At 64.3% G+C, this 20,738-nt stretch carries 20 protein-coding genes; 13 read left to right on the top strand and 7 right to left on the bottom strand.

Annotation, left to right across the window (positions count from 1 at the left end; all coding sequences use genetic code 11):
* Positions 1-3: 3 nt before the first annotated feature.
* Positions 4-1,317 (bottom strand): O-acetylhomoserine aminocarboxypropyltransferase, encoded by a 1,314-nt coding sequence (locus tag FNB15_RS11805; RefSeq protein WP_144068889.1) that lies wholly within the window; start codon positions 1,315-1,317, stop codon positions 4-6.
* A gap of 239 nt (positions 1,318-1,556) precedes the next feature.
* Between FNB15_RS11805 and FNB15_RS11800 the strand changes: the two genes are divergently transcribed.
* Together FNB15_RS11800 and FNB15_RS11795 are read left to right on the top strand one after the other, a co-directional pair.
* Positions 1,557-2,189 carry a TetR/AcrR family transcriptional regulator gene (locus tag FNB15_RS11800; RefSeq protein WP_185973532.1) on the top strand — a complete coding sequence of 211 codons (633 nt, stop codon included), beginning with the start codon at positions 1,557-1,559 and terminating at the stop codon, positions 2,187-2,189.
* 78 nt (positions 2,190-2,267) lie between these two features.
* Positions 2,268-2,720, top strand: a complete 453-nt coding sequence (locus FNB15_RS11795; RefSeq protein ID WP_144068887.1) for a hypothetical protein — start codon at positions 2,268-2,270, stop codon at positions 2,718-2,720.
* Here FNB15_RS11795 and FNB15_RS11790 read toward each other — a convergent pair.
* Positions 2,717-3,409, bottom strand: a complete 693-nt coding sequence (locus FNB15_RS11790) for an FMN-dependent NADH-azoreductase (protein ID WP_144068886.1) — start codon at positions 3,407-3,409, stop codon at positions 2,717-2,719. The genes FNB15_RS11795 and FNB15_RS11790 overlap by 4 nt on opposite strands.
* A gap of 117 nt (positions 3,410-3,526) precedes the next feature.
* Between FNB15_RS11790 and gcvA the strand changes: the two genes are divergently transcribed.
* Positions 3,527-4,426, top strand: a complete 900-nt coding sequence (gcvA, locus tag FNB15_RS11785) for a transcriptional regulator GcvA (protein WP_144068885.1) — start codon at positions 3,527-3,529, stop codon at positions 4,424-4,426.
* On the opposite strand, the gene FNB15_RS11780 is transcribed toward gcvA, so the two are convergent.
* Complete coding sequence (locus FNB15_RS11780) at positions 4,416-4,592, bottom strand: DUF1192 domain-containing protein (RefSeq protein ID WP_144068884.1); 177 nt, start codon at positions 4,590-4,592, stop codon at positions 4,416-4,418. The genes gcvA and FNB15_RS11780 overlap by 11 nt on opposite strands.
* A 147-nt stretch (positions 4,593-4,739) precedes the next feature.
* On the opposite strand from FNB15_RS11780, the gene FNB15_RS11775 reads away from it, so the two are divergent.
* The 7 genes from FNB15_RS11775 (at position 4,740) to FNB15_RS11745 (ending at position 11,266) form a co-directional block, all read left to right on the top strand.
* The gene (locus tag FNB15_RS11775) at positions 4,740-5,747 is read left to right on the top strand and encodes an NAD(P)H-quinone oxidoreductase (protein WP_246068669.1); all 1,008 of its coding nucleotides are present in this window, start codon (positions 4,740-4,742) and stop codon (positions 5,745-5,747) included.
* Positions 5,748-5,874: 127 nt separating this feature from the next.
* Entirely contained in the window at positions 5,875-6,504 is a 630-nt protein-coding gene (locus FNB15_RS11770; protein ID WP_144068883.1) for a cell cycle transcriptional regulator TrcR, read from the top strand.
* A gap of 337 nt (positions 6,505-6,841) precedes the next feature.
* Complete coding sequence (locus FNB15_RS11765; protein ID WP_144068882.1) at positions 6,842-7,816, top strand: ABC transporter permease; 975 nt, start codon at positions 6,842-6,844, stop codon at positions 7,814-7,816.
* On the top strand, positions 7,813-8,751 hold the full coding sequence (locus FNB15_RS11760) for an ABC transporter permease (RefSeq protein WP_144068881.1): 939 nt from the start codon (positions 7,813-7,815) through the stop codon (positions 8,749-8,751). Before FNB15_RS11765 ends, FNB15_RS11760 begins: the two co-directional genes overlap by 4 nt.
* A 13-nt stretch (positions 8,752-8,764) precedes the next feature.
* A complete protein-coding gene (locus FNB15_RS11755; RefSeq protein ID WP_144068880.1) occupies positions 8,765-9,760 on the top strand; it encodes an ABC transporter ATP-binding protein in 996 nt (331 codons plus the stop codon).
* Positions 9,757-10,755: an ABC transporter ATP-binding protein gene (locus FNB15_RS11750; RefSeq protein ID WP_144068879.1), complete on the top strand. Its 999-nt coding sequence runs from the start codon at positions 9,757-9,759 to the stop codon at positions 10,753-10,755. The genes FNB15_RS11755 and FNB15_RS11750 overlap by 4 nt, the downstream gene beginning before the upstream one ends.
* A 163-nt stretch (positions 10,756-10,918) precedes the next feature.
* The gene (locus FNB15_RS11745; RefSeq protein ID WP_144068878.1) at positions 10,919-11,266 is read left to right on the top strand and encodes a hypothetical protein; all 348 of its coding nucleotides are present in this window, start codon (positions 10,919-10,921) and stop codon (positions 11,264-11,266) included.
* Between the two features lie 3 nt (positions 11,267-11,269).
* Here FNB15_RS11745 and FNB15_RS11740 read toward each other — a convergent pair whose 3' ends face one another.
* The 4 genes from FNB15_RS11740 to FNB15_RS11725 all read right to left on the bottom strand — a co-directional run bounded on the left by FNB15_RS11740 (position 11,270) and on the right by FNB15_RS11725 (position 17,150).
* Entirely contained in the window at positions 11,270-14,365 is a 3,096-nt protein-coding gene (locus tag FNB15_RS11740) for an efflux RND transporter permease subunit (RefSeq protein ID WP_144068877.1), read from the bottom strand.
* Positions 14,365-15,480 carry an efflux RND transporter periplasmic adaptor subunit gene (locus FNB15_RS11735; protein WP_185973531.1) on the bottom strand — a complete coding sequence of 372 codons (1,116 nt, stop codon included), beginning with the start codon at positions 15,478-15,480 and terminating at the stop codon, positions 14,365-14,367. Before FNB15_RS11735 ends, FNB15_RS11740 begins: the two co-directional genes overlap by 1 nt.
* A gap of 79 nt (positions 15,481-15,559) precedes the next feature.
* Positions 15,560-15,832 (bottom strand): ribbon-helix-helix domain-containing protein, encoded by a 273-nt coding sequence (locus FNB15_RS11730; protein WP_144068875.1) that lies wholly within the window; start codon positions 15,830-15,832, stop codon positions 15,560-15,562.
* Positions 15,833-15,947: 115 nt separating this feature from the next.
* Positions 15,948-17,150, bottom strand: a complete 1,203-nt coding sequence (locus tag FNB15_RS11725) for a pyridoxal phosphate-dependent aminotransferase (RefSeq protein WP_144068874.1) — start codon at positions 17,148-17,150, stop codon at positions 15,948-15,950.
* A gap of 353 nt (positions 17,151-17,503) precedes the next feature.
* On the opposite strand from FNB15_RS11725, the gene FNB15_RS11720 reads away from it, so the two are divergent.
* From FNB15_RS11720 to FNB15_RS11710, 3 genes are all read left to right on the top strand, one after another.
* Positions 17,504-18,532: an ABC transporter substrate-binding protein gene (locus tag FNB15_RS11720; protein WP_144068873.1), complete on the top strand. Its 1,029-nt coding sequence runs from the start codon at positions 17,504-17,506 to the stop codon at positions 18,530-18,532.
* A gap of 118 nt (positions 18,533-18,650) precedes the next feature.
* The gene (locus FNB15_RS11715; RefSeq protein ID WP_144068872.1) at positions 18,651-19,838 is read left to right on the top strand and encodes an MFS transporter; all 1,188 of its coding nucleotides are present in this window, start codon (positions 18,651-18,653) and stop codon (positions 19,836-19,838) included.
* Complete coding sequence (locus FNB15_RS11710) at positions 19,835-20,728, top strand: DMT family transporter (protein ID WP_144068871.1); 894 nt, start codon at positions 19,835-19,837, stop codon at positions 20,726-20,728. Before FNB15_RS11715 ends, FNB15_RS11710 begins: the two co-directional genes overlap by 4 nt.
* The last annotated feature ends 10 nt before the right edge of the window (positions 20,729-20,738 follow it).

Below are 20,738 nucleotides of genomic sequence, written 5' to 3'. Positions count from 1 at the left end.
TCCTTATTCGGCTGCGGCCTTGACGGCCTTCTGCGACGCGCGCAGCGCCTGGTTCAGGTCGTCGATCAGGTCCTGGCTGTCTTCCAGGCCCACGGAAAGGCGAACCAGTTCCTCGCCGATACCGGCGGCTTTCAGTTCGGCAGCGCTCATCTGCTGGTGCGTGGTGCTGGCCGGATGGATCACGAGCGATTTCGCATCGCCGACATTGGCCAGATGCGAAAACACCTGCAGCGCCTCAATCAGCACGCGACCGGCCGCGCGGCCACCCTTCACGCCGAAACTGAACACCGCGCCGCAACCTTTCGGCAGCAGCTTTTTCGCCAGCGCATGATCGGGATGCTCTTCCAGTTCAGGATAGGACACCCAGGCCACCGCCGGATGTGATTTCAGAAAAGCGACCACCTTGCGGCTGTTCTCGACATGCCGCGCCATGCGCAGGGGCAGCGTTTCCACGCCCTGCAGCAGATGGAAGGCATTTGTCGGCGACATGCAGGCGCCGAAGTCGCGCAGGCCTTCGGCACGCGCACGCATGATGAAGGCACCGGGGCCGAACTCCTCGGCGAAGTCGAGGCCGTGATAGCCCGCGTAAGGCTCGGTGATGGTCGGGAATTTGCCCGAAGCTTCCCAGTCGAAGCGGCCGGAATCGATCAGCGCGCCGCCAATGGCGACGCCATGGCCGCCGAGGAACTTGGTGGCCGAATGCATGACGAGATCGGCGCCATGCTCGAAGCCCCTGAACAGATACGGCGTGGCAAAGGTGCAATCGAGCATCAGCGGAATGCCGGCGTCATGCGCGATTTTGGCAACGCTGGGCACATCCAGCACTTCGAGGCCCGGGTTGCCGAGAATCTCGCCGAACACCAGCCGCGTCTCCGGCTTGATCGCCGCCTTCCATGCTGCATGGTCGCGCGGATCGACGAAGGTGGTGGTGATGCCAAAGCGCGGCAGCGTATGCACGAGGATGTTGTAGCTGCCGCCATAGATATTCCGCGAGGCGACGATATGGCCGCCCTGCCCCATCAGCGTGCAGATGGCGAGATGCATCGCCGCCTGGCCCGAGGCCGTGCAGACCGCGCCGACGCCGCCCTCGAGTGCCGCAAGCCGCTCTTCCAGCACCGCGACGGTGGGATTGGAAATGCGCGAATAGATATGGCCGCCGCGTTCGAGATTGAACAGCGCGGCGGCATGGTCGGCATCGCGGAAGACGTAAGATGTCGTCTGGTAGATCGGCACGGCGCGCGCGCCGGTGGCCGGATCGGGCTGCTGGCCCGCATGCAGGCTCAGCGTGTCGAAACGGAAGAATTTGGGTTCCAGCATGACGGCCCTCCCGGGAATCTTTTTCAGACCGGATGGGTAGCATGCCGCGGCTGCGGCCGTCACGCGGGGGCAAGTTATTGTCGGGACATAAAAAAAGGCCGCCGGTAAGCGGCCGGCGGCCTGAAAGTCAAAATCAACAGGGAGGAAACTATGACCAAACCAAATCTTGTAACGGGGCCAGTATCCCCGGCCGCACTTAAGATTTCGTGAAGTGGCGCCGATCCTGTATGGTCGATGGCATGACAAAACTGGCTACCGTGTCACAGGACGCGCCGGACGTGCCCGCCGAGGCCCTGCCCGGCCCGCTGCAGGACCGGCTGCTGGATGCGGCGCTGGCCTGTTTCCGCCGGCTGGGCGCCAAACGCACCCGGATCGAGGATATCGCCGCCGAGGCCGGCATCGCCCGCACCGCGGTCTACCGGCATTACCAGAACAAACGCGCCATCGTGGCCTCGCTGGCGAGCCGCTGGCTGGCCGAGGACGAGACCCGCCTGGCCACGATTGCCCGCGATACCGGCCGCAGCCCGGCCGCCCGGCTGCAGGCGTTTTTGCTGGCGGACGCTGAAAATACAAGGCGTTACCTGTCCGATCCCTGCCTGGTCGAGGTACTGGACGAGGTGATGAAGAACCTCGCCGGCCTGCTGCGCCAGCACCGCAACCATATCCGCCGCCACCTGACCGGCCTGCTGGCCGAGGGCAGCACGGCCGGCGCTTTCCGCAGTGAACCGGCCGAGAAGCTGGCGCTGGCCATCGACGACCTGATGAGCCGCTTCCACGATCCCCGCCTGGCCACCGATCTGGACAGAAATGTCTGGCAGGACAGGGCTTTGGCCGCCGTCGACATGATCCTGAGAACTGTTCGGGCACGCTGAACGGTTTTGACATATGACATTTTTTGTCATATGTCTTTATTTATGAGCCCACTGCAGAAAATTGCAATTCGCCAGGGCATGGCCATCCTGCTGGCCATCTCGGCCGCCCTGGCAAGACGCCCTGCCTTCTGGCCGGTCAGTCGGGCCTGGTCGCACTGGCTGGCCCGGACGACCATCCGCCGGCGAAAAATTTGTCAGGTCAGCAGACAAATTTCTGACCTCGGCACGGCCTGGCAGCAGGGCTTCCCCAGCCCGAAACGGGTGCCGATCGAGGCTGTCACGGCCGATACCGTCTTTGCACGGATCGAGACGCCCTGCCCTCTCCGGGGTACCGGAGATACCGCGGCCTGCTGGCGCATGATGGAATACGACCGCGTCGTTGCAGCTGCTGCCGGCGGGCAGTTCGTGGTGCTGCGGAGCCAGGCCGAACCGGGCCTCACCAGTTGCCGCGTGGCGCTGCGGCCGGCCAGCGCGTCGACGGAAGACCTGGTTCCCGCCCATACCCGCATCGGCCAGCAGGCGCTGCGCTAGGCCGCTGCCGCGAGCCCACGACGGCGCAGCAGCCGCTGCACGATCTCATCAACGCCCTGCTCTGCCTTTGCGATCGACGCCGCCAGTCTTTCATCGGCGAACTCGTCGTATTCCACCGCAACAGCTTCGACATCGGTGATGCCGATATAGGCAAAGGCCGTACGCGTGCTGGCTTCGACATGATTCATCGCCGCAATCCGCCCGCCGGCGTCGTAACCGTAGTCGCCGCGCGAACCGAGCAGCACCAGCGTCTTGTTCTGCGCGGTCAGCAATGGCCAATACGGTTCGCCTTGACGCGTGCGATCGAAACCGAAGGTGCGGCCGACGCGCACGATGTTGTCGATCCAGGCCTTGAACTGCGCCGGTGGTCCGAAATTGTACATTGGCAGACCGGCGACGATGATGTCAGCGGCGATCACTTCATCCACCAGCCGGTCGCTCAGCGCCAATGTTTCGCGCATCCACGGCGCGCGCTGCTCCGGCGCGGTGAAAGCGGCGTGGATCCAGTCGCCGCTGACTGGTGGCGGTGGGGCCTGCCCCAGATCGCGCTGCACAACCGCATCCTGCGGCCGCGCAGCGCGCCAGTGTGACAGGAAGCGTGCCGTCAGCCGACGGGTATGCGAGCCGAAGCGGTGCGTGGCCGAACTCTGCGGCCGGGCGCTGGCATCGAGAACCAAAAGCGTGGTCATGCGGGTCTCCATGAGATGAGAAAAATTCGCCAGATGTGACGCAGACCACGTAAGCAATGCGACACGGCCGGACAAATGCGAATTGCTCAGGCCGATGGCTGACCTAGATTCAGCCGTATGACCCAGACGCGAAAACTGCCGCCGCTCGGCGCCTTGCGCGCTTTCGAAGCCGCTGCGAGACATCTCAGCTTCAAAACCGCCGCTGACGAACTTGGCGTGACCCCGACCGCGATCAGCCATCAGCTGCGCCTGCTGGAAGACAGCATCCGCCAGCGCCTGTTCGTGCGGCATATCCGCAAGGTAACGCTGACGCCGGCCGGCGACGCGCTCTATCCGGTGTTGCGCGACGGTCTCGACTCATTTGCATTCGCCCTCGAACGGCTGCGCGCGGGGCCGCAGCGCCGGCGGCTGACGTTGTCAGCCACGCCGGCCTTCGTCGCCAAATGGCTGCTGCCGCGCCTGGGCGACTGGCAGGCGCGCCATCCCGATATCGATCTGCATCTGCATGCTTCCGAACAGCCGGTAAATCTCAGCGGTGGCAGCGCCGATGTCGCGATCCGCTACGGCCGCGGTGATTGGCCGGACCTGCACACTGAGAAATTGCTGCCGAGCCCGTTCGCGCCTGTGGCGAGCCCACGGCTTGCCTTACGCCGTCCGGCCGATCTGAAGCGACAGACCCTGCTGCATTTCGATTGGCGCCAGCGGCGGCGCGACACGCCGATCTGGAAATGCTGGGCCGAGCAGGCCGGTATCAAGGGATTGGATATCGCGGGTGGGCTTCGTTTCAGCGACGAGAGCCATGCCATCCAGGCGGCCATTGCCGGCCAGGGCGTTGCGCTGCTCGGTTTGCCGCTGGTCACCACTGAACTGGCGAGCGGCGCGCTGGTGCAGCCCTTCGGCCCCGTGCTGCAGGGCGATGGCTACCACCTGGTCACTCTGCCGGAGCGCGCGCAGCAGCCCGAGATCGTCGCGCTGCAAGGCTGGCTGCGCGCCGCCGCGCAGAGCTCTATTTCTTGAAGAAGGTGTCGGCCGAGCCACGCGCCATCTGTTTGGCCTTGATGACATCGCGGATGGTGGCGATTTCGGACTCGAGCGCCAGGATGCGATCCTGCAGGTCCTCGATCGACATGGTTTCGAATTTCGGCAGCACCGGCTTGCGCCTTTCGGCTTCGTCCCAGTCCATTCCGGCCTCCCTGATCCAATCTGGACCACATACTACCCAATGCCGGAAAGCCGGATAAAGCGAAACCTGCCGGCTTGCCGTGGCGGCCCGACTTGCCGTAACGAAGCTGGCCCGTTAGATCACTGACCGACCCCTGAGGAGACGCGCATGCTGCCGCAGACCATGCCAGAAACCATGACCGTGATCGAGATCAGCCAGCCCGGCGGGCCCGAGGTGCTGAAATCCGCCGAACGCCCCATGGTGCAGCCCGCCGAGGGCGAAGTGCTGATCAAGGTGCATGCGGCCGGCGTGAACCGCCCGGACGTGCTGCAACGCTCTGGCATGTATCCGCCGCCGCCGGGCGCACCGGACACGCCGGGCCTGGAAGTGGCCGGCGAAGTTGTTGCCCTCGGCAAGGACGTGTCGCGCTGGAAGATCGGCGACAAGGTCTGCGCGCTGGTAGCCGGTGGTGGCTACGCCACCTACTGCACGGCGCCGGCCGAACAATGCCTGCCGGTACCCGCCGGTCTCGACATGGCCGAAGCCGCAGCGCTGCCGGAAAACTGGTTCACCGTGTGGACTAACATCGCGGATCGCGGCCAGTTGCAGGCCGGTGAAAGCATACTGATCCATGGCGGCGCCTCGGGCATCGGCGTCGCCGCGATCCAGCTCGCCAAGCTGCTGGGCGCGAAGCGCATCTTCGCCACGGCGGGCACCGAGGAGAAATGCCGCTTCTGCGAAAGCCTCGGCGCCGAAAAGGCGATCAACTACAAGACCGAGGATTTCGCCGCGCGGATCGCCGAGCTCACCGACGGCAAGGGCGTGGATGTCATTCTCGACATGGTGGGCGGCAAATACCTGACGCCGAACATCAAAGCCCTTGCCGAGGAAGGCCGGCTGGTGATCATCGCCGTGCAGGGCGGGCCGAAGGGCGAAGGCGACCTCAGCCTGGTGATGCGCAAGCGCCTGACCGTGACCGGCTCGACGCTGCGGCCCCGCCCGATTGCCTTCAAGGGCGAGATCGCCCGGGCGCTGGAAGCCAGGGTCTGGCCGGCTTTTGCCGATGGCCGGCTCAAGGCCATCATCGACAGCCGCTTCCCCCTGGCCGAAGCCGCCCAGGCCCATGCCCGGATCGACCACGGCGACCATGTCGGCAAAGTTTTGCTGGTGATCTGATATAAATACAATGACTTAGCACCCCGGGGGCGGTTGCACCCCCGGTCCGATGCACTATATTGTCGCGCGAATTCGCCCCCGCGGGCGGCCGATGAGCCCGGCCGGCCGCCTGAGAAGGATATTACCAATGGCATTGCCGTTGATGCCCAAAGCCACTGCCGTGTGGCTGATCGATAATACCAAGCTGACCTTCGACCAGATTGCCCGCTTCTGCGGCCTGCATGTGCTGGAAGTGAAGGGCATTGCTGACGGCGAAGTGGCCATCGGCATTGTCGGTCTCGACCCGGTTGCCAACGGCCAGCTCGGCCCGAACGAGATCGAGCGCTGCGAAAAGGACCCGAGCGGCGATCTGAAGCTGCTGGCGCCGACCGTGCCACTGCAGCGCCACAAGACCAAGGGCGCCAAGTACACGCCAGTCTCCAAGCGCCAGGATCGTCCCGACGCCATCGCCTGGCTGCTGAAGTATCATCCGGAAGTGCAGACCGCGCAGATCCAGAAGCTGCTCGGCACCACCAAGGCGACCATCGATCGCGTGAAGAACCACACGCATCCCAATCACGCCAACATCAAGCCGCGCGATCCGGTCTATCTCGGCATCTGCAGCCAGATGGAACTCGACCGCGTGCTGCTGCTCGCTGCCAAGCGCAAGCAGAACAAGGAAAAGCGCGATGCGCGCGAAGCCCGCGCTGTGTCACGCGCCGAAACCGCTCCGGCTGAAGCACCGGCCGCCGAACCTGCCGGCGACAGCGAGAACTGATCGCAACTACCAGCGGAGCCTGCCAAGAGAGCTTCTGGGCAGTTACGTCTGACATCATTGGCGCCGCCGGTCTGATCACCGGCGGCGCTTTTGTTTGCGGACCAATGGGATTGGTGGTCCGGCTCCAGATATACAACCCCGCGCGAGATCCCCACTCTCGCTCTGACTGCCGCATGCTTTTCTGCGGTGCAAAAAGCCATACCGCCGGGTTATCAGGTCATTCTCTAAGAAAACCTAGGCACTGCATGTCGTTTCGGTTATTGCTTCGGGAACCGCCGGTATGAACCATCGTGCAGAATGGTGCCGGCAGAAACAGGTCGCGGGGCGTTTCTAAGTCATGCTCGTTTTTATCATCAGACGCCTGATGCAGGCGGCGTTGGTCATGGCGGTTATGTCGGTGCTGGTTTTCGTCGGCATCTACATGATTGGTGATCCACTCGCGATCCTGGTCAGCCCGGAAGCGACCGAACTCGACCGCGAAGCCATCGCAAAGTCGCTCGGCCTCGACCGGCCGATGTGGGAACAGTATTTCACCTTCGTCACCTCGGCGCTGCAGGGCAACTTCGGCAAGTCTTTCGTCTTCGGCCAGCCGGCGATCAACCTGATCCTCGAACGCATGCCGGCGACGCTGGAACTGGCGCTGATTGCCACCATCTCGTCGGTCGTCATCGGCGTGCCGCTCGGGCTGTATGCCGGCCTGCGCCACGAGACCGTCACCGCCCGCGCCATCATGGCCGGCTCGGTGCTCGGCTTCTCGCTGCCGAATTTCTGGGTCGGCCTGATGCTGATCATGGTCTTCGCCGTACAGCTCGGCTGGCTGCCGGCCTCTGGCCGCGGCCCGACGATGGAAGTGCTCGGCATCCATGTCAGCTTCCTGTCGCTGGCCGGCTGGAAATATCTGGCACTGCCCGCGCTGACGCTGGGCCTGTCGAAATGCGCCCTGATCATCCGCCTGGCCCGCGCCACCGCGCGCGAAGTGATGCTGATGGATTACGTGAAATTCGCCCGCGCCAAGGGCCTGAGCGAAAAGCGCGTGATCGGCGTGCATATCCTGAAGAACATCATGGTGCCGATCACCACCGTGACCGGTCTTGAGCTGGGCAGCCTGATCGCCTTTGCCGTCATCACCGAAACGATCTTCTCCTGGCCCGGCATGGGCAAGCTGCTGATCGATTCCATCGTGCATCTCGACCGCCCGGTCGTGGTGGCCTACCTGCTCGTTGTCGTCTTCCTGCTGGTGATCATCAGCCTGATCGTCGACATCCTTTATTCCGTGCTTGATCCGCGCGTGCGTCTGGGAGAGGCGAAATGAGTCAGACCCCAGTCTCCATTGGCGCCACCCAGACTGCCGTGACAGGCGCGCCGCTCGCCAAGACCGAGGCGCCGTGGAAGCGCATCGTCGCCGAGTTCGCCGAAAGCAAGCTGGCCATGCTCGGCCTTGTGCTGCTGGTGCTGATGATCGGCGCATCGCTGATCGCATCCTTCATCTCGCCGCAGGACCCCTACGACCTGGCCAAGCTCGACATCATGGACGCGCGCCTGCCGCCCGGTGAAATGTCGGGCGAAGGTTTCGCCTTCCTGCTCGGCAGCGACGGCCAGGGCCGCGACATGCTGAGCGCCATGCTGTATGGCCTGCGCATTTCTCTGATGGTCGGCGTGGTCTCGGTGGTGGTCGCGCTGGCCATCGGCTCGATCGCCGGGTTGCTGGCGGCCTATAGCGGCGGCAAGGTCGATGCGCTGATCATGCGCTTCGTCGATATCCAGCTGTCTTTCCCCGCCATCCTGATCGCACTGATCCTGCTGGCGGTGCTGGGCAATGGCGTTGACAAGGTGATCTTCGCGCTGGTCGCCGTGCAATGGGCCTATTTCGCCCGCGCCGCGCACGGTGCCGCTCTGGTGGAACGCAACAAGGAATATATCGAGGCGGCGCGCTGCCTGGGCATCAGCCGGATGCGCATGCTGCTCAAGCATCTGCTGCCCAACTGCCTGCCGCCGCTGATCGTGATCGCCACCATCAACATCGCCCGCGCCATCACACTGGAGGCCACGCTCAGCTTCCTCGGCCTCGGCGTACCGGTCACCGAGCCCTCGCTGGGCATGCTGATCTCCAACGGCTTCGACTACCTGCTCAGCGGCGTCTACTGGATCTCGCTGTTCCCCGGTATCGTCCTCACCGTGGTGATCATCGCCATCAATCTGGTCGGCGATCAGTTGCGCGATGTCCTCAATCCCCGCCTCAAGCGTTAAAGCCAGCAGCCCCATGACCGCCACGCTCCAGGTTGAGAATCTCGAAACCCAGTTCCCCACCCGCGACGGCATCGTGCGTGCCGTCGACGGTGTCAGCTTCTCCATCGAGGCTGGTGAAATCCTCGGTCTTGTCGGCGAGTCCGGTTCGGGCAAGTCGATCACCGGCTTCACCATCCTGGGCCTGATCGACCCGCCTGGCCGCATCGCCAATGGCAGTGTCAAGTTCAAGGGCGAGGAACTGACCACCGCCAGCCCGGAACGGCTCCGGTCCTTACGCGGCTCGCGCATCGCGATGATCTTCCAGGATCCGATGATGACGCTGAACCCGGTGCTGCGCGTCGACACCCAGATGATCGAGACGGTGCAGGCCCATGAAAAGGTCAGCGAGAAAGCCGCCCGCGCCCGCTGCATCGAGACGCTGCAGTCCGTGGGCATCGCCGCACCTGAAGACCGGCTGAAATCCTACCCGCACCAGTTCTCGGGCGGCATGCGCCAGCGCATCGCCATCGCCACGGCTTTGCTGCACAAGCCCGACCTGATCATCGCCGACGAGCCGACCACCGCGCTCGATGTCACCATTCAGGGCCAGATCCTGTATGAGATGCGCAAGCTGTGTCGCGACACCGGCACGGCGATGATCTGGATTACCCACGATCTCTCCGTGGTGGCCGGCCTGGCCGACCGCATCATGGTGATGTATGCCGGCAAGATCGTGGAAACCGGCGCCATCGACACCGTGATCGAGCGGCCGCAGCATCCCTATACCCGCGGCCTGATCGGTTCGGTGCCCGGCGCGATGCCGCGCGGCAAGCGCCTGTTCCAGATTCCCGGCATGGCGCCTGCGCCGCTGAACCTGCCGCCGGGCTGCCGCTTCAAGGCGCGCTGCAGCCGTGCCGACTCGGTTTGCGACACCATGCCCGAGCTGGTCGAACTCAATCCGGGCCATCGCGCCCGCTGCCATCATCCGTTTGACGCAAAGCCGCTGAGCCCGGCGGAGGTTGTTTCGTGACCGGCCCCATTCTCGAACTGAAGGGCGTATCCAAGCGCTTCGTCTGGCGCCTGGATATCGCCGCCCATATCGCCAACCTGTTCGGCGCCGGCATCAAGGAACGCGCCGTGCATGCCGTGAACCATGTTGACCTGACCATCCAGGAAGGCGAAGTGGTCGGCCTGGTGGGTGAAAGCGGCTGCGGCAAATCCACGCTCGGGCGCATCGTCGCCGGCATCATGGATGCCACCGAAGGCACGATCCAGTATCGCGGCAAGGTCATTGCCGACCGCAGCAGCGCGGAGCAGCGCGCCTATCAGCTTGGCGTGCAGATGATCTTCCAGGACCCGTATGCCTCGCTCAATCCGCGCATGCGGGTGGAAGAGATCATCGGCGAGGCGCCGGTGGCGCATGGCATGATCAAGCGCCACGAAATGGCCGACTATGTCGAGAAGATCATGCTGCAGGTCGGCCTCGACCCGCGCTATCGCAAGCGCTATCCGCACCAGTTCTCCGGCGGCCAGCGCCAGCGTATCGGCATTGCCCGCGCCCTGGCGGTGAAGCCGCAGTTCATCGTCTGCGACGAGGCGGTGGCCGCGCTCGACGTGTCGATCCAGGCGCAGGTGCTGAACCTGTTCATGGACCTGCGCGAACAGCTGGGCCTGACTTACCTGTTCATCAGCCACAATCTGTCGGTGGTGGAGCATATCTCCGACCGCGTGGTGATCATGTATCTTGGCCGCGTGGTGGAAAGCGCCCCGACCGAGCAGCTGTTTGCCGCGCCGAACCATCCCTATACGCAGGCCCTGCTGGCGGAAGCGCCCAAGCTGGTGGCCGAACGGCGCGACTATCTGCCGATCAAGGGCGAAATCCCGTCACCGCTCAATCCGCCGCCGGGCTGCCATTTCCACCCGCGCTGCCCCAGGGCTTTTGCCCGCTGCAAGGCCGAAGTGCCTGCACTGAAAGAGATTGCGCCCGGTCGGCTGTCGGCCTGCCATCTGAACGACGCGGCATAGTTACCAGCTGAGATTGTTGGCTGAATCGATTTTAGCTACGATTCGATCACAGCCTTGTAACGGCCCTAAACGGCGAAAAACGGAACTCGGAACGGCGAAATCCAGTTTGGTGTGACAGGAAGCGTTCGCCGGACGCGGACGCGCACACCGAAGGAGGCCAGCCATGCGCAAGGCCATCTTAGCCAGTGCGTTTACCACCGTTTCGCTCGTTGCCATTGCCGGATTTACCCCAGCTGCCCAGGCACAGCAGCAGGCCACGCTCTGCGGTCTGCGCGACGACATGGGCACGATGCTGGACCAGCGCTTCGGCGAGCAGCCGCAGGCCGGCGGCATCGTCGGCGACCGCATCGTCGAGCTGCTGGTCTCGCAGACCGGCTCCTGGACGATCCTGATCACCAGCGCCGATGGCCGCTCCTGCGTCGTCACCGGCGGCGATGACTGGACCGATCAGCCCGTCACCTCGCCGAGCAAGGTGAAGGCCGACAAGGTGAAGCTCGAATCGACGCTCTGAGCTTTACGCCGCAGCCGGACGCTTCACGCGGAACCAGGCGGCATAGAGCGCCGGCAGGAACAGCACGGTCAGCAGCGTCGCCACCAGCAGGCCGCCGATGATGGTGTAAGCCATCGGGCCCCAGAAGTTGCTGGTCGAGAGCGGGATCATGCCGAGGATCGCGGCCAGCGCGGTCAGGATGATCGGCCGGAAACGCCGCAGCGTGGCGTTCACGATGGCATCCCAGACGGCTTCGCCGCCGGCGATATCCTGCTCGATCTGGTCGACCAGGATCACCGAGTTGCGCATGATCATGCCGGCCAGCGCAATCGCGCCCAGCATGGCGACAAAGCCGAAGGGCACGTTGAACACCAGCAAGCCCACAGTGACGCCAATCAGGCCGAGCGGCGCGGTCAGCAGCACCAGCAGCATGCGCGACACCGACTGCAGCTGCACCATCAGCAGCGTGACCATGATCATGATCATCACCGGCACGACAGCCCCGATCGAGGCATTGGCCTTGGCGCTTTCCTCGATGGCGCCGCCCAGCACGACGCGGTAGTTCGGCGGCAGGCGCTTGCGCAGCTCATCCAGTTTGGGCTCGATCTGCATCGACACCACCGGCGCCTGGATGCCGTCGATGATATCGGCGCGCACGGTGATCACCGGCTGGCGGTCACGCCGCCAGATGATGCCCTCTTCCAGTTCGTAGCTGACTTCCGCCACCTGACCGAGCGGCACCGCGCGGCTGCTTTCCGCACCGGCCACATTCAGATCGCGGATGCCGGTCAGGCTGAGGCGCTCGGAAGCTTCGGCGCGCGCCACCACGTCGATCAGCTCGCGGCCTTCGCGATACTGCGTGACGGTGACGCCCGAGACGATGGAATTGAGCATCGTCGCCAAGTCCTGCGAGGAAATGCCGAGCAGGCGCGCCTTGGCCTGGTCGACATCCAGCTTCACCACCTTGCTAAGCTCGTTCCAATCGAGATTGACGTCGCGCGTGTTGGGATTGGTGCGCATCACATCGGCGACCTGGAAGGCGATGCGACGCACCTCCATCGGGTCCGGGCCGCTGACGCGGAACTGCACCGGGAAGCCGACCGGCGGGCCATTTTCGAGCCGGTTGACGCGGCCGCGCAGCAGGATGAAATCGTCCTGGAAGGCTTTCACCAGCTTTTCGCGCACACGCTCACGCTCGGCATCGCCCTTGGTGAGGACAACGACCTGCGCGAAATTGTCGTTCGGCAGCTGGATATCCAGCGGCAGGTAGAAACGCGGCGCACCGGCACCGACATAGGTCGTGTAGCTGACGATATCCTTGTCGTCCTTGAGCAGCGCCTCCAGCTTGAGCGCCTCCTGCTCGGTGGCCTGGATCGAGGCGCCCTGCGGCAGGCGCAGGTCGACCATGAGCTCGGGCCGGTTGGACGACGGGAAGAACTGCTGCTGCACCAGGCCGAAACCACCAACGCTCGCCACGAAGATGACGATGGTGCTGGCGATCACGATCCAGCGCCGGCGCACGCACCATTCCACCACCGGCCGCACATAGCGGTAGATGCCGCGATGATAGACATCCTCGCCATGGCCATGCCCGGCCTTGGGAGTTGGCAGGATGGTATAGCCGATGAAGGGCGTGAAGATGACGGCCACGATCCACGACACCAGCAGTGAGATGGTGACCACGGCGAAGATCGAGAAGGTGTATTCGCCGGCTGAACTCTTGGCGAAGCCGACCGGCACGAAACCGGCCGCCGTGATCAGCGTGCCGGTCAGCATCGGGAAGGCGGTCGAGGTATAGGCGAAACTTGCCGCCCTGAAGCGGTCGAAGCCCTGCTCCATTTTTACCTGCATCATCTCGACCGCGATGATCGCGTCGTCGACCAGGAGTCCAAGCGAGATGATCAGCGCGCCGAGAGAGATACGGTGGAAGTCAATGCCGAATATCTGCATGCACACAAAGGTAATGGCCAGCACCAGCGGGATGCAGAGCATCACCACCATGCCGCTGCGCAGGCCAAGGCTGAGGAAGCTGACGCCCAGCACGATGACCACGGCCTCGAGCAGCACCTGCATGAATTCAGAAATCGAGCGCTGCACGACTGTGGGCTGGTCGGCGACCTGAAGCACCTCGATGCCGATCGGCATGTCGGCCTTGAGCCGCTTCATGGTGGCGTCGAGCTGCTTGCCCAGCTCGATCATATTGCCGCCCTTCGCCATGGAGACGGCCAGCCCGATGGAATCCTGACCATTGTAGCGCAGGCGCGGACTGGGCGGATCGGCATAGTCGCGCTTGATGTCGGCGATGTCGCCGAGCCGGATCAGCCGCCCGTTGGCCTGGATCGACAATTCGCCCAGCGCCCGGCCTTCGATCTCGCCGCTGACGCGGGTAGCGATGCGGTCGGACGAGGTCTGCACCACGCCTGACGCGGTCTGGGCATTCTGCGCCTGGATGACGTCGATGACCTGCTGCGGGCTGATGCCCAGATTGGCGAGTTTCTTGTTGGAGAATTCGATGAAGACGCGCTCGGGCTGCACGCCCAGCAGGTCGGCCTTGCCGACATCCTTGATACGCAGCAGTTCTTCGCGCACGTCCTCGACATAGTCCTTCAACTCGCGATGCGTGAAGCCGTCGGCGGTGAAGGCATAGATGGTGCCGAAGGTATCGCCGAATTCATCGTTGAAGAACGGCCCCTGCACGCCAGCCGGCAGGGTGTGGCGGATATCGCCAACCTTCTTGCGCACTTCGTACCATACGCCCGACACCGCTTTGGGCGGCGTGCTGTCGCGCAGGGCGATAAAAATGGTGGACTCGGCCGCCTTGGAATAGCTGCGCACGTTGTCGAGATACGGCGTCTCCTGCAGCTTCTTTTCGATCTTGTCGGTGACCAGCTGCTCGACCTCGCGCGCGGTGGCGCCGGGCCAGTTGGTGCGCACGATCATCACCTTGAAGGTGAAATCCGGATCTTCGGCGCGGCCGAGCTGCATGTAGGACATGGCGCCGGCCGCGAGCAGCAGTACCATCAAAAAGCCGATCAGCGAACGATGCCGCAGCGACCAGGCAGACAGGTTAAAGCGGCCGATGCCATCGGCATCGGCAGGTGCCGGCGAATTCTGGCTCATTACTTCTTCCCCGCCGAAGCAGACTGTACTTCAGGCAGCAGGCGCACGGCCTGGCCGGGGATCAGCTTGTGGACGCCGGCAGTGACAACCTTCTCGCCATCCTTCAGGCCATCGGCGATCAGCACGGCGCGCTCGATGAAGGCGGCGATCTTCACCGGCCGCAGCTCCACCTTGCCCTCGCCACCTTCCACGGGGCCGGTATAGATCCAGACCGCCGGTTCCGCGCCCTGCTGGTACAGCGCCGACAACGGCAGCGCGACCATCGAGGCCTCCGAACGCCGCACGATCGACACGGTGGACGTCATGCCGAGCCGCATGCCGGCCGGTGCATTCTGCACGCTCACCTTCACGGCGTAGGTGCGGGTGGCCGGATCCGCGCCCGGCGCGATCTCGCGCACCACGCCGGTGTATTCCTTGTCGGGCTGCGCCCACAGGCTGATCGCGATGGCGGTGGCGCTGCGCAGTTCGTCGAGGCGGTTCTCGGCGACGTTGAACACCACTTCCTTCTCTTCCGGCCGCGCCAGTTTCATCACCGTCTGGCCGGCCGACACCACCTGGCCGGTTTCGACGCCGATCGCCGTGACGACGCCATCGGCATCGGCATGCAGTTCGGTATAGTCCATCTGATTCTGCGCCGAACGCAGCTGCGACCGCGCGCTGTCGAGCTGGGCCTCGGCGGTGTTGTAGGTGTTCTGCCGGCGGTCGAGTTCGGCCTGGCTGATCACGCGGCTGTCGAACAGCTTTCTGTAGCGGCTGAGTTCGGTCTGCGCCTGGTTGAAATTCGCCTGGGCGGCGCTGAGCTGCGCGCGGGCATTCTGTGTGGCAAGCCGGGTGTCTTCAGGATCGAGGCGGGCAAGCGCCGCGCCTTTCTTCACCTCGGAGCCGATCTCGACATAGCGGGCAACGATCTTGCCGCCAACCCGGAAGGCCAGGTTGGTCTCGTAACGGGCACGCACTTCGCCGGTATAGCTGGAGCGGCTTTCATGTACCTGTGGCGCGACGGTGGTGACGCGAACCGGGCGGATCGGCTCGGGCGCAGGTGCTGCGCGTTCGCAGCCCGCCAACACCAGCAGCGAGCCGGCAATCGCAGCAATGGAGAGTGAAGTCCGGGTCATACGCATAGCCGCCCTGTTCTGCACACGGCCGCGCGGGAGCGCTTAACGCAATGACCTGAATTCCCCCGAACGCCGTACGCTACTGTTCTTGCTTCCCTGCCGGCGGGCCCGCTCTGGCGGCGGTTCCCGTTGGCTGCAGCAGCCCCTCGATGGCACGATCCAGGATCCATACCCGGATCGCGCTGGAGAGGTTGCCCGAACGTGCAGCGTCAATATCGCTGACCATCTGGTTGATGGTCTTACCCTCGGCTGCGGCCATCTGCTGCAGCGCCTCCCAGAACGCCTGTTCTAGGGAGATGCTGGTGCGGTGGCCGCCGACCACCACGGAGCGTTTCTTTACCGTGGTCGGCATGCGTGACCTGTCCGGCCGGGCGGCCGCGACAGAGGCTGCTTAGCATTGGCAGATTTCCGGGCCAAGACAGCCTCTCCGGTCAGCGTGACGGCCATCACGAGTTACCTGCCAGAAATCAGGTCAGGTCGGCACAGAATTCCTGAATCCGCGTGCAGGCGTCCTTCAGGGCTTCCGTCGAGGTGGCGTAAGAGATGCGGAAATGCGGGGCCAGGCCGAAGGCCTCGCCAAACACCACCGCAACGCCGCGCTCCTCGAGCAGCGCATTGCAGAAGTCGAGGTCGGTGTTGATCTTCACGCCGGCCTTCGAAGTCTTGCCGATGGTGCCGGCGCAGCTCGGATAGACGTAGAAGGCACCTTCCGGCTTCGGGCAGTGGATGCCCTTGGCCTGGTTCAGCATGCTGACCACCAGGTCGCGGCGCTGCTTGAACACCAGGTTGTTCTTGGGGATGAAGTCCTGCGGGCCGTTCAGCGCCTCGACGGCGGCGGCCTGGCTGATCGACGACGGGTTCGAGGTCGACTGCGACTGCAGGTTGCCCATCGCCTTGATCAGCGGCTGCGGGCCACCGGCATAGCCGATGCGCCAGCCGGTCATGCAATAGGCCTTCGACACGCCGTTCATGGTCAACGTGCGCTCATACAGCGCCGGCTCGATCTGCGCCGGCGTGGTGAAGACGAAATTGTCGTAGACCAGATGCTCGTACATGTCGTCGGTCAGGATCCAGACATGCGGATGCCGGACCAGCACATCGGTCAGCGCCTTCAGCTCGTCGCGCGTATAGGCGGCGCCCGAGGGATTGGACGGCGAGTTCATGATCACCCATTTGGTCTTCGGGGTGATCGCCTTCTCCAGCGCCTCGGCACGCAGCTTGAAGCCGTCTTCCGCCGTACCGGTGACGAAGACCGGCGTACCGCCGGCGAAATTCACGATATCCGGATAGCTGACCCAGTAGGGCGCCGGGATGATCACTTCATCGCCCGGATTGACGGTGGCGAGCAGCGCGTTGAACAGCACCTGCTTGCCGCCGGTGCCGACCGAAATCTGCTCGGGTTTGTAGTCCAGGCCGTTCTCGCGCTTGAACTTGGCGATGATCGCCTGCTTCAGCGCCGCAGTGCCGTCCACATCCGTATAGCGGGTGTCGCCGCGATCGATCGCCGCCTTGGCGGCTTCACGGATATTGGCCGGGGTCTCGAAATCGGGCTCGCCCGCGCCGAGGCCGATCACGTCGCGGCCGGCGGCCTTGAGCGCGCGGGCCTTCTGGGTGGCGGCAATGGTGGCAGACGGCTTGATGCGACCGAGAGCTTCGGACAGGAAGGCCATGACTTTTTGCGACTCCTAGGCGCGAGCGGAGGGGAAAATAAGGCGGGCGAACCATACGTCCGCCTCTTGGGCGGTGCAACATATCAACTTGTCGCCGAGACAATGTTTTGCCGCAAAAGCAGGCAGCCGGACGCGGGCATAGGCAACGCCCCGCCATAGCCCCGGAAATACGGTGCTTTTGCTGTGCCGGCCGCACCTGAAAGGCTGGACTCAGAATTGCATACGTTACGCCCCGGACCTGCGCGCGATTCGCTCTTGGCGGGTGCTTTGGGGCCGGCATAGACTGCCGGGCCTGAGCCACAACCGACTCGAAGATAAACGGCCAGGATTGGCGTTCACCGGGGAGACCAATTATGACTTTCGCACGTTCACTGACCTTTGCCGCGGCTGGCGTCACGCTCGCGCTCGGCCTTGGCGCCGCAGGCGCTGCCGATGCGCAGACCAAGATGAAATTCACCCTCGACTGGGCTTTCCAGGGTCCGACCTCGGCCTTCCTGGTCGCAGAGCAGAAGGGCTACTACAAGGCCGCCGGCCTTGAACCGACCATCGATGCCGGCCAGGGCTCGGCCGGCGCGCTGCAGCGTGTTGCCACCGGCGCCTATGAAATGGGCTTCGCCGACATCAACGCGCTGATCGAATACAACGCCAAGAACCCGGATGCGCCGGTGAAAGCCGTGATGATGGGTTATGACGCGCCGCCGTTCGGCGTCTATGCGCTGAAGTCCTCGGGCATCAAGACGCCGAAGGACCTGGAAGGCAGGAAGCTGGGTGCGCCGGTCTTCGACGCCTCGTTCAAGCTGTTCCCGGCCTTCGCCGCCAAGGTCGGTATCGACAAGAGTAAGGTCACCTACATCAACCTGACCCCGCCGCTGCGTGAGCCGAGCCTGAAGAATGGCAGCGTCGACTTCATCAGCGGCCACTACTTCTCCTCGATCCTCGATCTCGAGAAGATCGGCGTGAAGCAGGAAGATGTGATCGCCTTCCCCTATGCCGATGCCGGCATGGACTTCTATGGCAACGCCGTTGTGGCCTCGCCGAAGTTCATCAAGGAAAACCCGGCTGCGGTGAAGGCCTTCGTGGCAGCCACCGTCAAGGCGTGGAAGGAAATCGTCGCCAATCCGGATGTCGGCATCAAGGCCACCAAGACCCGCGACGGCCTGACCGACGAGACGCTGGAAATGAAGCGCCTGAAGATGTCGATCGAGCGCAACGTGGTGACCAAGTATGTCAAGGAAAACGGCTTCGGCGGCGTCGACATGGCCCGCCTGCAGCGTTCTTCGGACGCGGTCGCCGCGGCCATCGGCCTGGACAAGGCCCCGAAGGCCACCGACCTGTTCGAGGAAGGTTTCCTGCCGCCGAAGGCCGACCGCATGATGCAGTGATCAGCTGCTGAAAAGCTGATACAAGGAAGCGGCGGGGAAATCCCCGCCGCTTTTTTTGTGCTCCGGTTTCATCTGCCCACTTACCCGTGCCCGCTTACCCCAGCCGTCCGCCACAACAATGAACACATCGCGCCAACACACAGACTGGCAGGCGGTTTTCGCCGTCATTGCCGCCGGGGTCATCGTATCGATGCAGGTCGGCAAGCTGCCGCCGCTGCTCGGCCAGCTGCGCGCCGAATTCGGCCTCGACCTGGTTCTGGGCGGCCTGGTTGCCTCCTCGATCAGCCTGATCGGCGGACTCTGCGGCATCATGGCCGGCTTTGCCGGCGACCGCATCGGCGGCCGGCGCGCCCTCATGTCTGGCCTGCTGATCAACGCCGCCGGCTCGCTGGCCGGCGCCTTCGCTCATGACACAGCATTCCTGCTCGCCGCGCGCCTGGTGGAAGGACTGGGGTTCGTCATCACTGTCGTCTGCGGTCCCAGCCTGGTGGCCATGGCGGCACAGCCGGCGCAGCGCAGCCTCGCACTTGGCCTGTGGAGCAGCTACATGCCGCTCGGCGTCACCCTTGGCATGCTGGGGGCGCTCGCCGTCAATCACGGCCTGCTCGACTGGCGCGGGTTATGGCTGGTGCTGGCGCTGCTGCCGTTTGCCGCCGCCCTGCTGCTGCCGCGCCTGACCGCCCGCGTGCCGGTGGCGCCGCTCCGCAAGTTCAATGCCGCCGTGCTGCGCCGTCCCGGCCCATGGCTGCTCGCCGGCTGCTTCGCCTGCTACACCACGCAATGGTTCTGCATCGTCACCTGGATACCCACCTATCTGAAGGACAGCGGGCTGGAGAACGAAACGCTGCTGGCGCTGGGCGTGGCCGCCGTCGCGCTGGTGAACGCCGTCGGCACGACTGTTTCCGCCGCCGTCATGCATCGCGGCACGCCGCGATGGCTGATCATCGCTGTCGTCAGCCTGAGCATGGGCGCGCTCGGCACGGCGTCTTTCGCACCGGACATTCCCGTGCTGGCCAAGATCGGCTTTGCCATGGCCGCCAGCGGTTTTGGCGGCATGCTGCCGGCCGCCGTGCTTGCCGGCGTGCCGGTGCAGACGCGCGACCCGTCTGAAATCGCCACCGTGAACGGCGTGGTGGTGCAGCTGCTCAATATCGGATCTTTCGTGGGCCCGCCGGCACTGGCCGCGCTGGTCGCGCATTTCGGCGGCTGGGCCGATGGTCGCTGGCTGCTGATGGTGGCCGGCAGTATCGGTCTGCTCCTGGCGCTCGGCCTGCGCGCCGCCGAACGCAGGATGGCCACGGCATGAAGATCGATCGTGGTGACGCCTATCTGCTGCTGACCGTTTTCATCTGGGGAAATACTTTTCCGACAGCGAAATACGTACTCGGCGTCATGCCGCCGACCGTGTTTTCCTCGACGCGCTACCTGCTGGCTGCCGCCACGCTGATGGCCGTCCTGATCTGGCGCGGGGGCCTGAAACTGCCGCAGCGGCGCGACCTGCTGCCGCTGATCGGCTTCGGCTTTCTCGGCATCACTCTGATGCAGCTGCTCTGGGCCAATGCGCTGTCCATCAGCACCGCCTCGAAGGGCTCGATCCTGATCGCCACCTCGCCGATCTGGGCGCTGATCCTGGGCCGCTTGCGCGGCCAGCGCCTGTCGGCCATCGCATGGGGCGGCGTACTGCTGTCGTTTGGCGGCGTCTTCCTGGTGATCAACAACAGTCTGACCGCGATCACGGTGGGCGGCGGGCATATCCTCGGCGACCTGCTGTTCCTGACGGTCGCCTTCTGCTGGGCGCTGTTCTCGGTGCTGTCGCCGCCCTATCTCGCGCGCCTGGGCACGCTCTATGTCTCCGGCTGGTCGATGCTGTTTGGCGCGCTACTGCTGTCGCCATTCATTTTCTGGGGCTGGAATGACACGCCATGGGAGGCGATGCAGGCCGGCCACTGGGCCAGCTTCCTGTACACCGCCATCCTTGCCGGCGCGCTCGGTTACCTGCTCTGGTATGAAGGCATCAGCCGTTTAGGCATCGCACGCTCGGTGATCTATTCCTACCTGATCCCGGTCTTTGCGATGGTCAGCGCCATCGCCTTCCTCGGCGAGCATGTCTCGCTGGCGCAGCTGATCGGCGCAGCGATCGTGATTGCCGGCCTGGTGCTGACGCGCTGGTCGACGCCCGCACCGCCTGCGGCCTGATCGGCTTTCG

Origin of the sequence: Ferrovibrio terrae, assembly GCF_007197755.1 — a bacterium.
Lineage (GTDB): Bacteria > Pseudomonadota > Alphaproteobacteria > Ferrovibrionales > Ferrovibrionaceae > Ferrovibrio > Ferrovibrio terrae.
The sequence above is the reverse complement of the archived record's forward strand: the minus strand, read 5'-3'. Positions and strand labels throughout refer to the sequence as shown.

What these genes read in the sequence shown, in the direction of transcription:
- FNB15_RS11805 (WP_144068889.1), bottom strand. Translation starts at nt 1,317, where the DNA reads ATGCTGGAACCCAAATTCTTCCGTTTCGACACGCTGAGCCTGCATGCG.
- FNB15_RS11800 (WP_185973532.1), top strand. Translation starts at nt 1,557, where the DNA reads ATGACAAAACTGGCTACCGTGTCACAGGACGCGCCGGACGTGCCCGCC.
- FNB15_RS11795 (WP_144068887.1), top strand. Translation starts at nt 2,268, where the DNA reads ATGGCCATCCTGCTGGCCATCTCGGCCGCCCTGGCAAGACGCCCTGCC.
- FNB15_RS11790 (WP_144068886.1), bottom strand. Translation starts at nt 3,409, where the DNA reads ATGACCACGCTTTTGGTTCTCGATGCCAGCGCCCGGCCGCAGAGTTCG.
- gcvA (WP_144068885.1), top strand. Translation starts at nt 3,527, where the DNA reads ATGACCCAGACGCGAAAACTGCCGCCGCTCGGCGCCTTGCGCGCTTTC.
- FNB15_RS11780 (WP_144068884.1), bottom strand. Translation starts at nt 4,592, where the DNA reads ATGGACTGGGACGAAGCCGAAAGGCGCAAGCCGGTGCTGCCGAAATTC.
- FNB15_RS11775 (WP_246068669.1), top strand. Translation starts at nt 4,740, where the DNA reads ATGCTGCCGCAGACCATGCCAGAAACCATGACCGTGATCGAGATCAGC.
- FNB15_RS11770 (WP_144068883.1), top strand. Translation starts at nt 5,875, where the DNA reads ATGGCATTGCCGTTGATGCCCAAAGCCACTGCCGTGTGGCTGATCGAT.
- FNB15_RS11765 (WP_144068882.1), top strand. Translation starts at nt 6,842, where the DNA reads ATGCTCGTTTTTATCATCAGACGCCTGATGCAGGCGGCGTTGGTCATG.
- FNB15_RS11760 (WP_144068881.1), top strand. Translation starts at nt 7,813, where the DNA reads ATGAGTCAGACCCCAGTCTCCATTGGCGCCACCCAGACTGCCGTGACA.
- FNB15_RS11755 (WP_144068880.1), top strand. Translation starts at nt 8,765, where the DNA reads ATGACCGCCACGCTCCAGGTTGAGAATCTCGAAACCCAGTTCCCCACC.
- FNB15_RS11745 (WP_144068878.1), top strand. Translation starts at nt 10,919, where the DNA reads ATGCGCAAGGCCATCTTAGCCAGTGCGTTTACCACCGTTTCGCTCGTT.
- FNB15_RS11740 (WP_144068877.1), bottom strand. Translation starts at nt 14,365, where the DNA reads ATGAGCCAGAATTCGCCGGCACCTGCCGATGCCGATGGCATCGGCCGC.
- FNB15_RS11735 (WP_185973531.1), bottom strand. Translation starts at nt 15,480, where the DNA reads ATGACCCGGACTTCACTCTCCATTGCTGCGATTGCCGGCTCGCTGCTG.
- FNB15_RS11730 (WP_144068875.1), bottom strand. Translation starts at nt 15,832, where the DNA reads ATGCCGACCACGGTAAAGAAACGCTCCGTGGTGGTCGGCGGCCACCGC.
- FNB15_RS11725 (WP_144068874.1), bottom strand. Translation starts at nt 17,150, where the DNA reads ATGGCCTTCCTGTCCGAAGCTCTCGGTCGCATCAAGCCGTCTGCCACC.
- FNB15_RS11720 (WP_144068873.1), top strand. Translation starts at nt 17,504, where the DNA reads ATGACTTTCGCACGTTCACTGACCTTTGCCGCGGCTGGCGTCACGCTC.
- FNB15_RS11715 (WP_144068872.1), top strand. Translation starts at nt 18,651, where the DNA reads ATGAACACATCGCGCCAACACACAGACTGGCAGGCGGTTTTCGCCGTC.
- FNB15_RS11710 (WP_144068871.1), top strand. Translation starts at nt 19,835, where the DNA reads ATGAAGATCGATCGTGGTGACGCCTATCTGCTGCTGACCGTTTTCATC.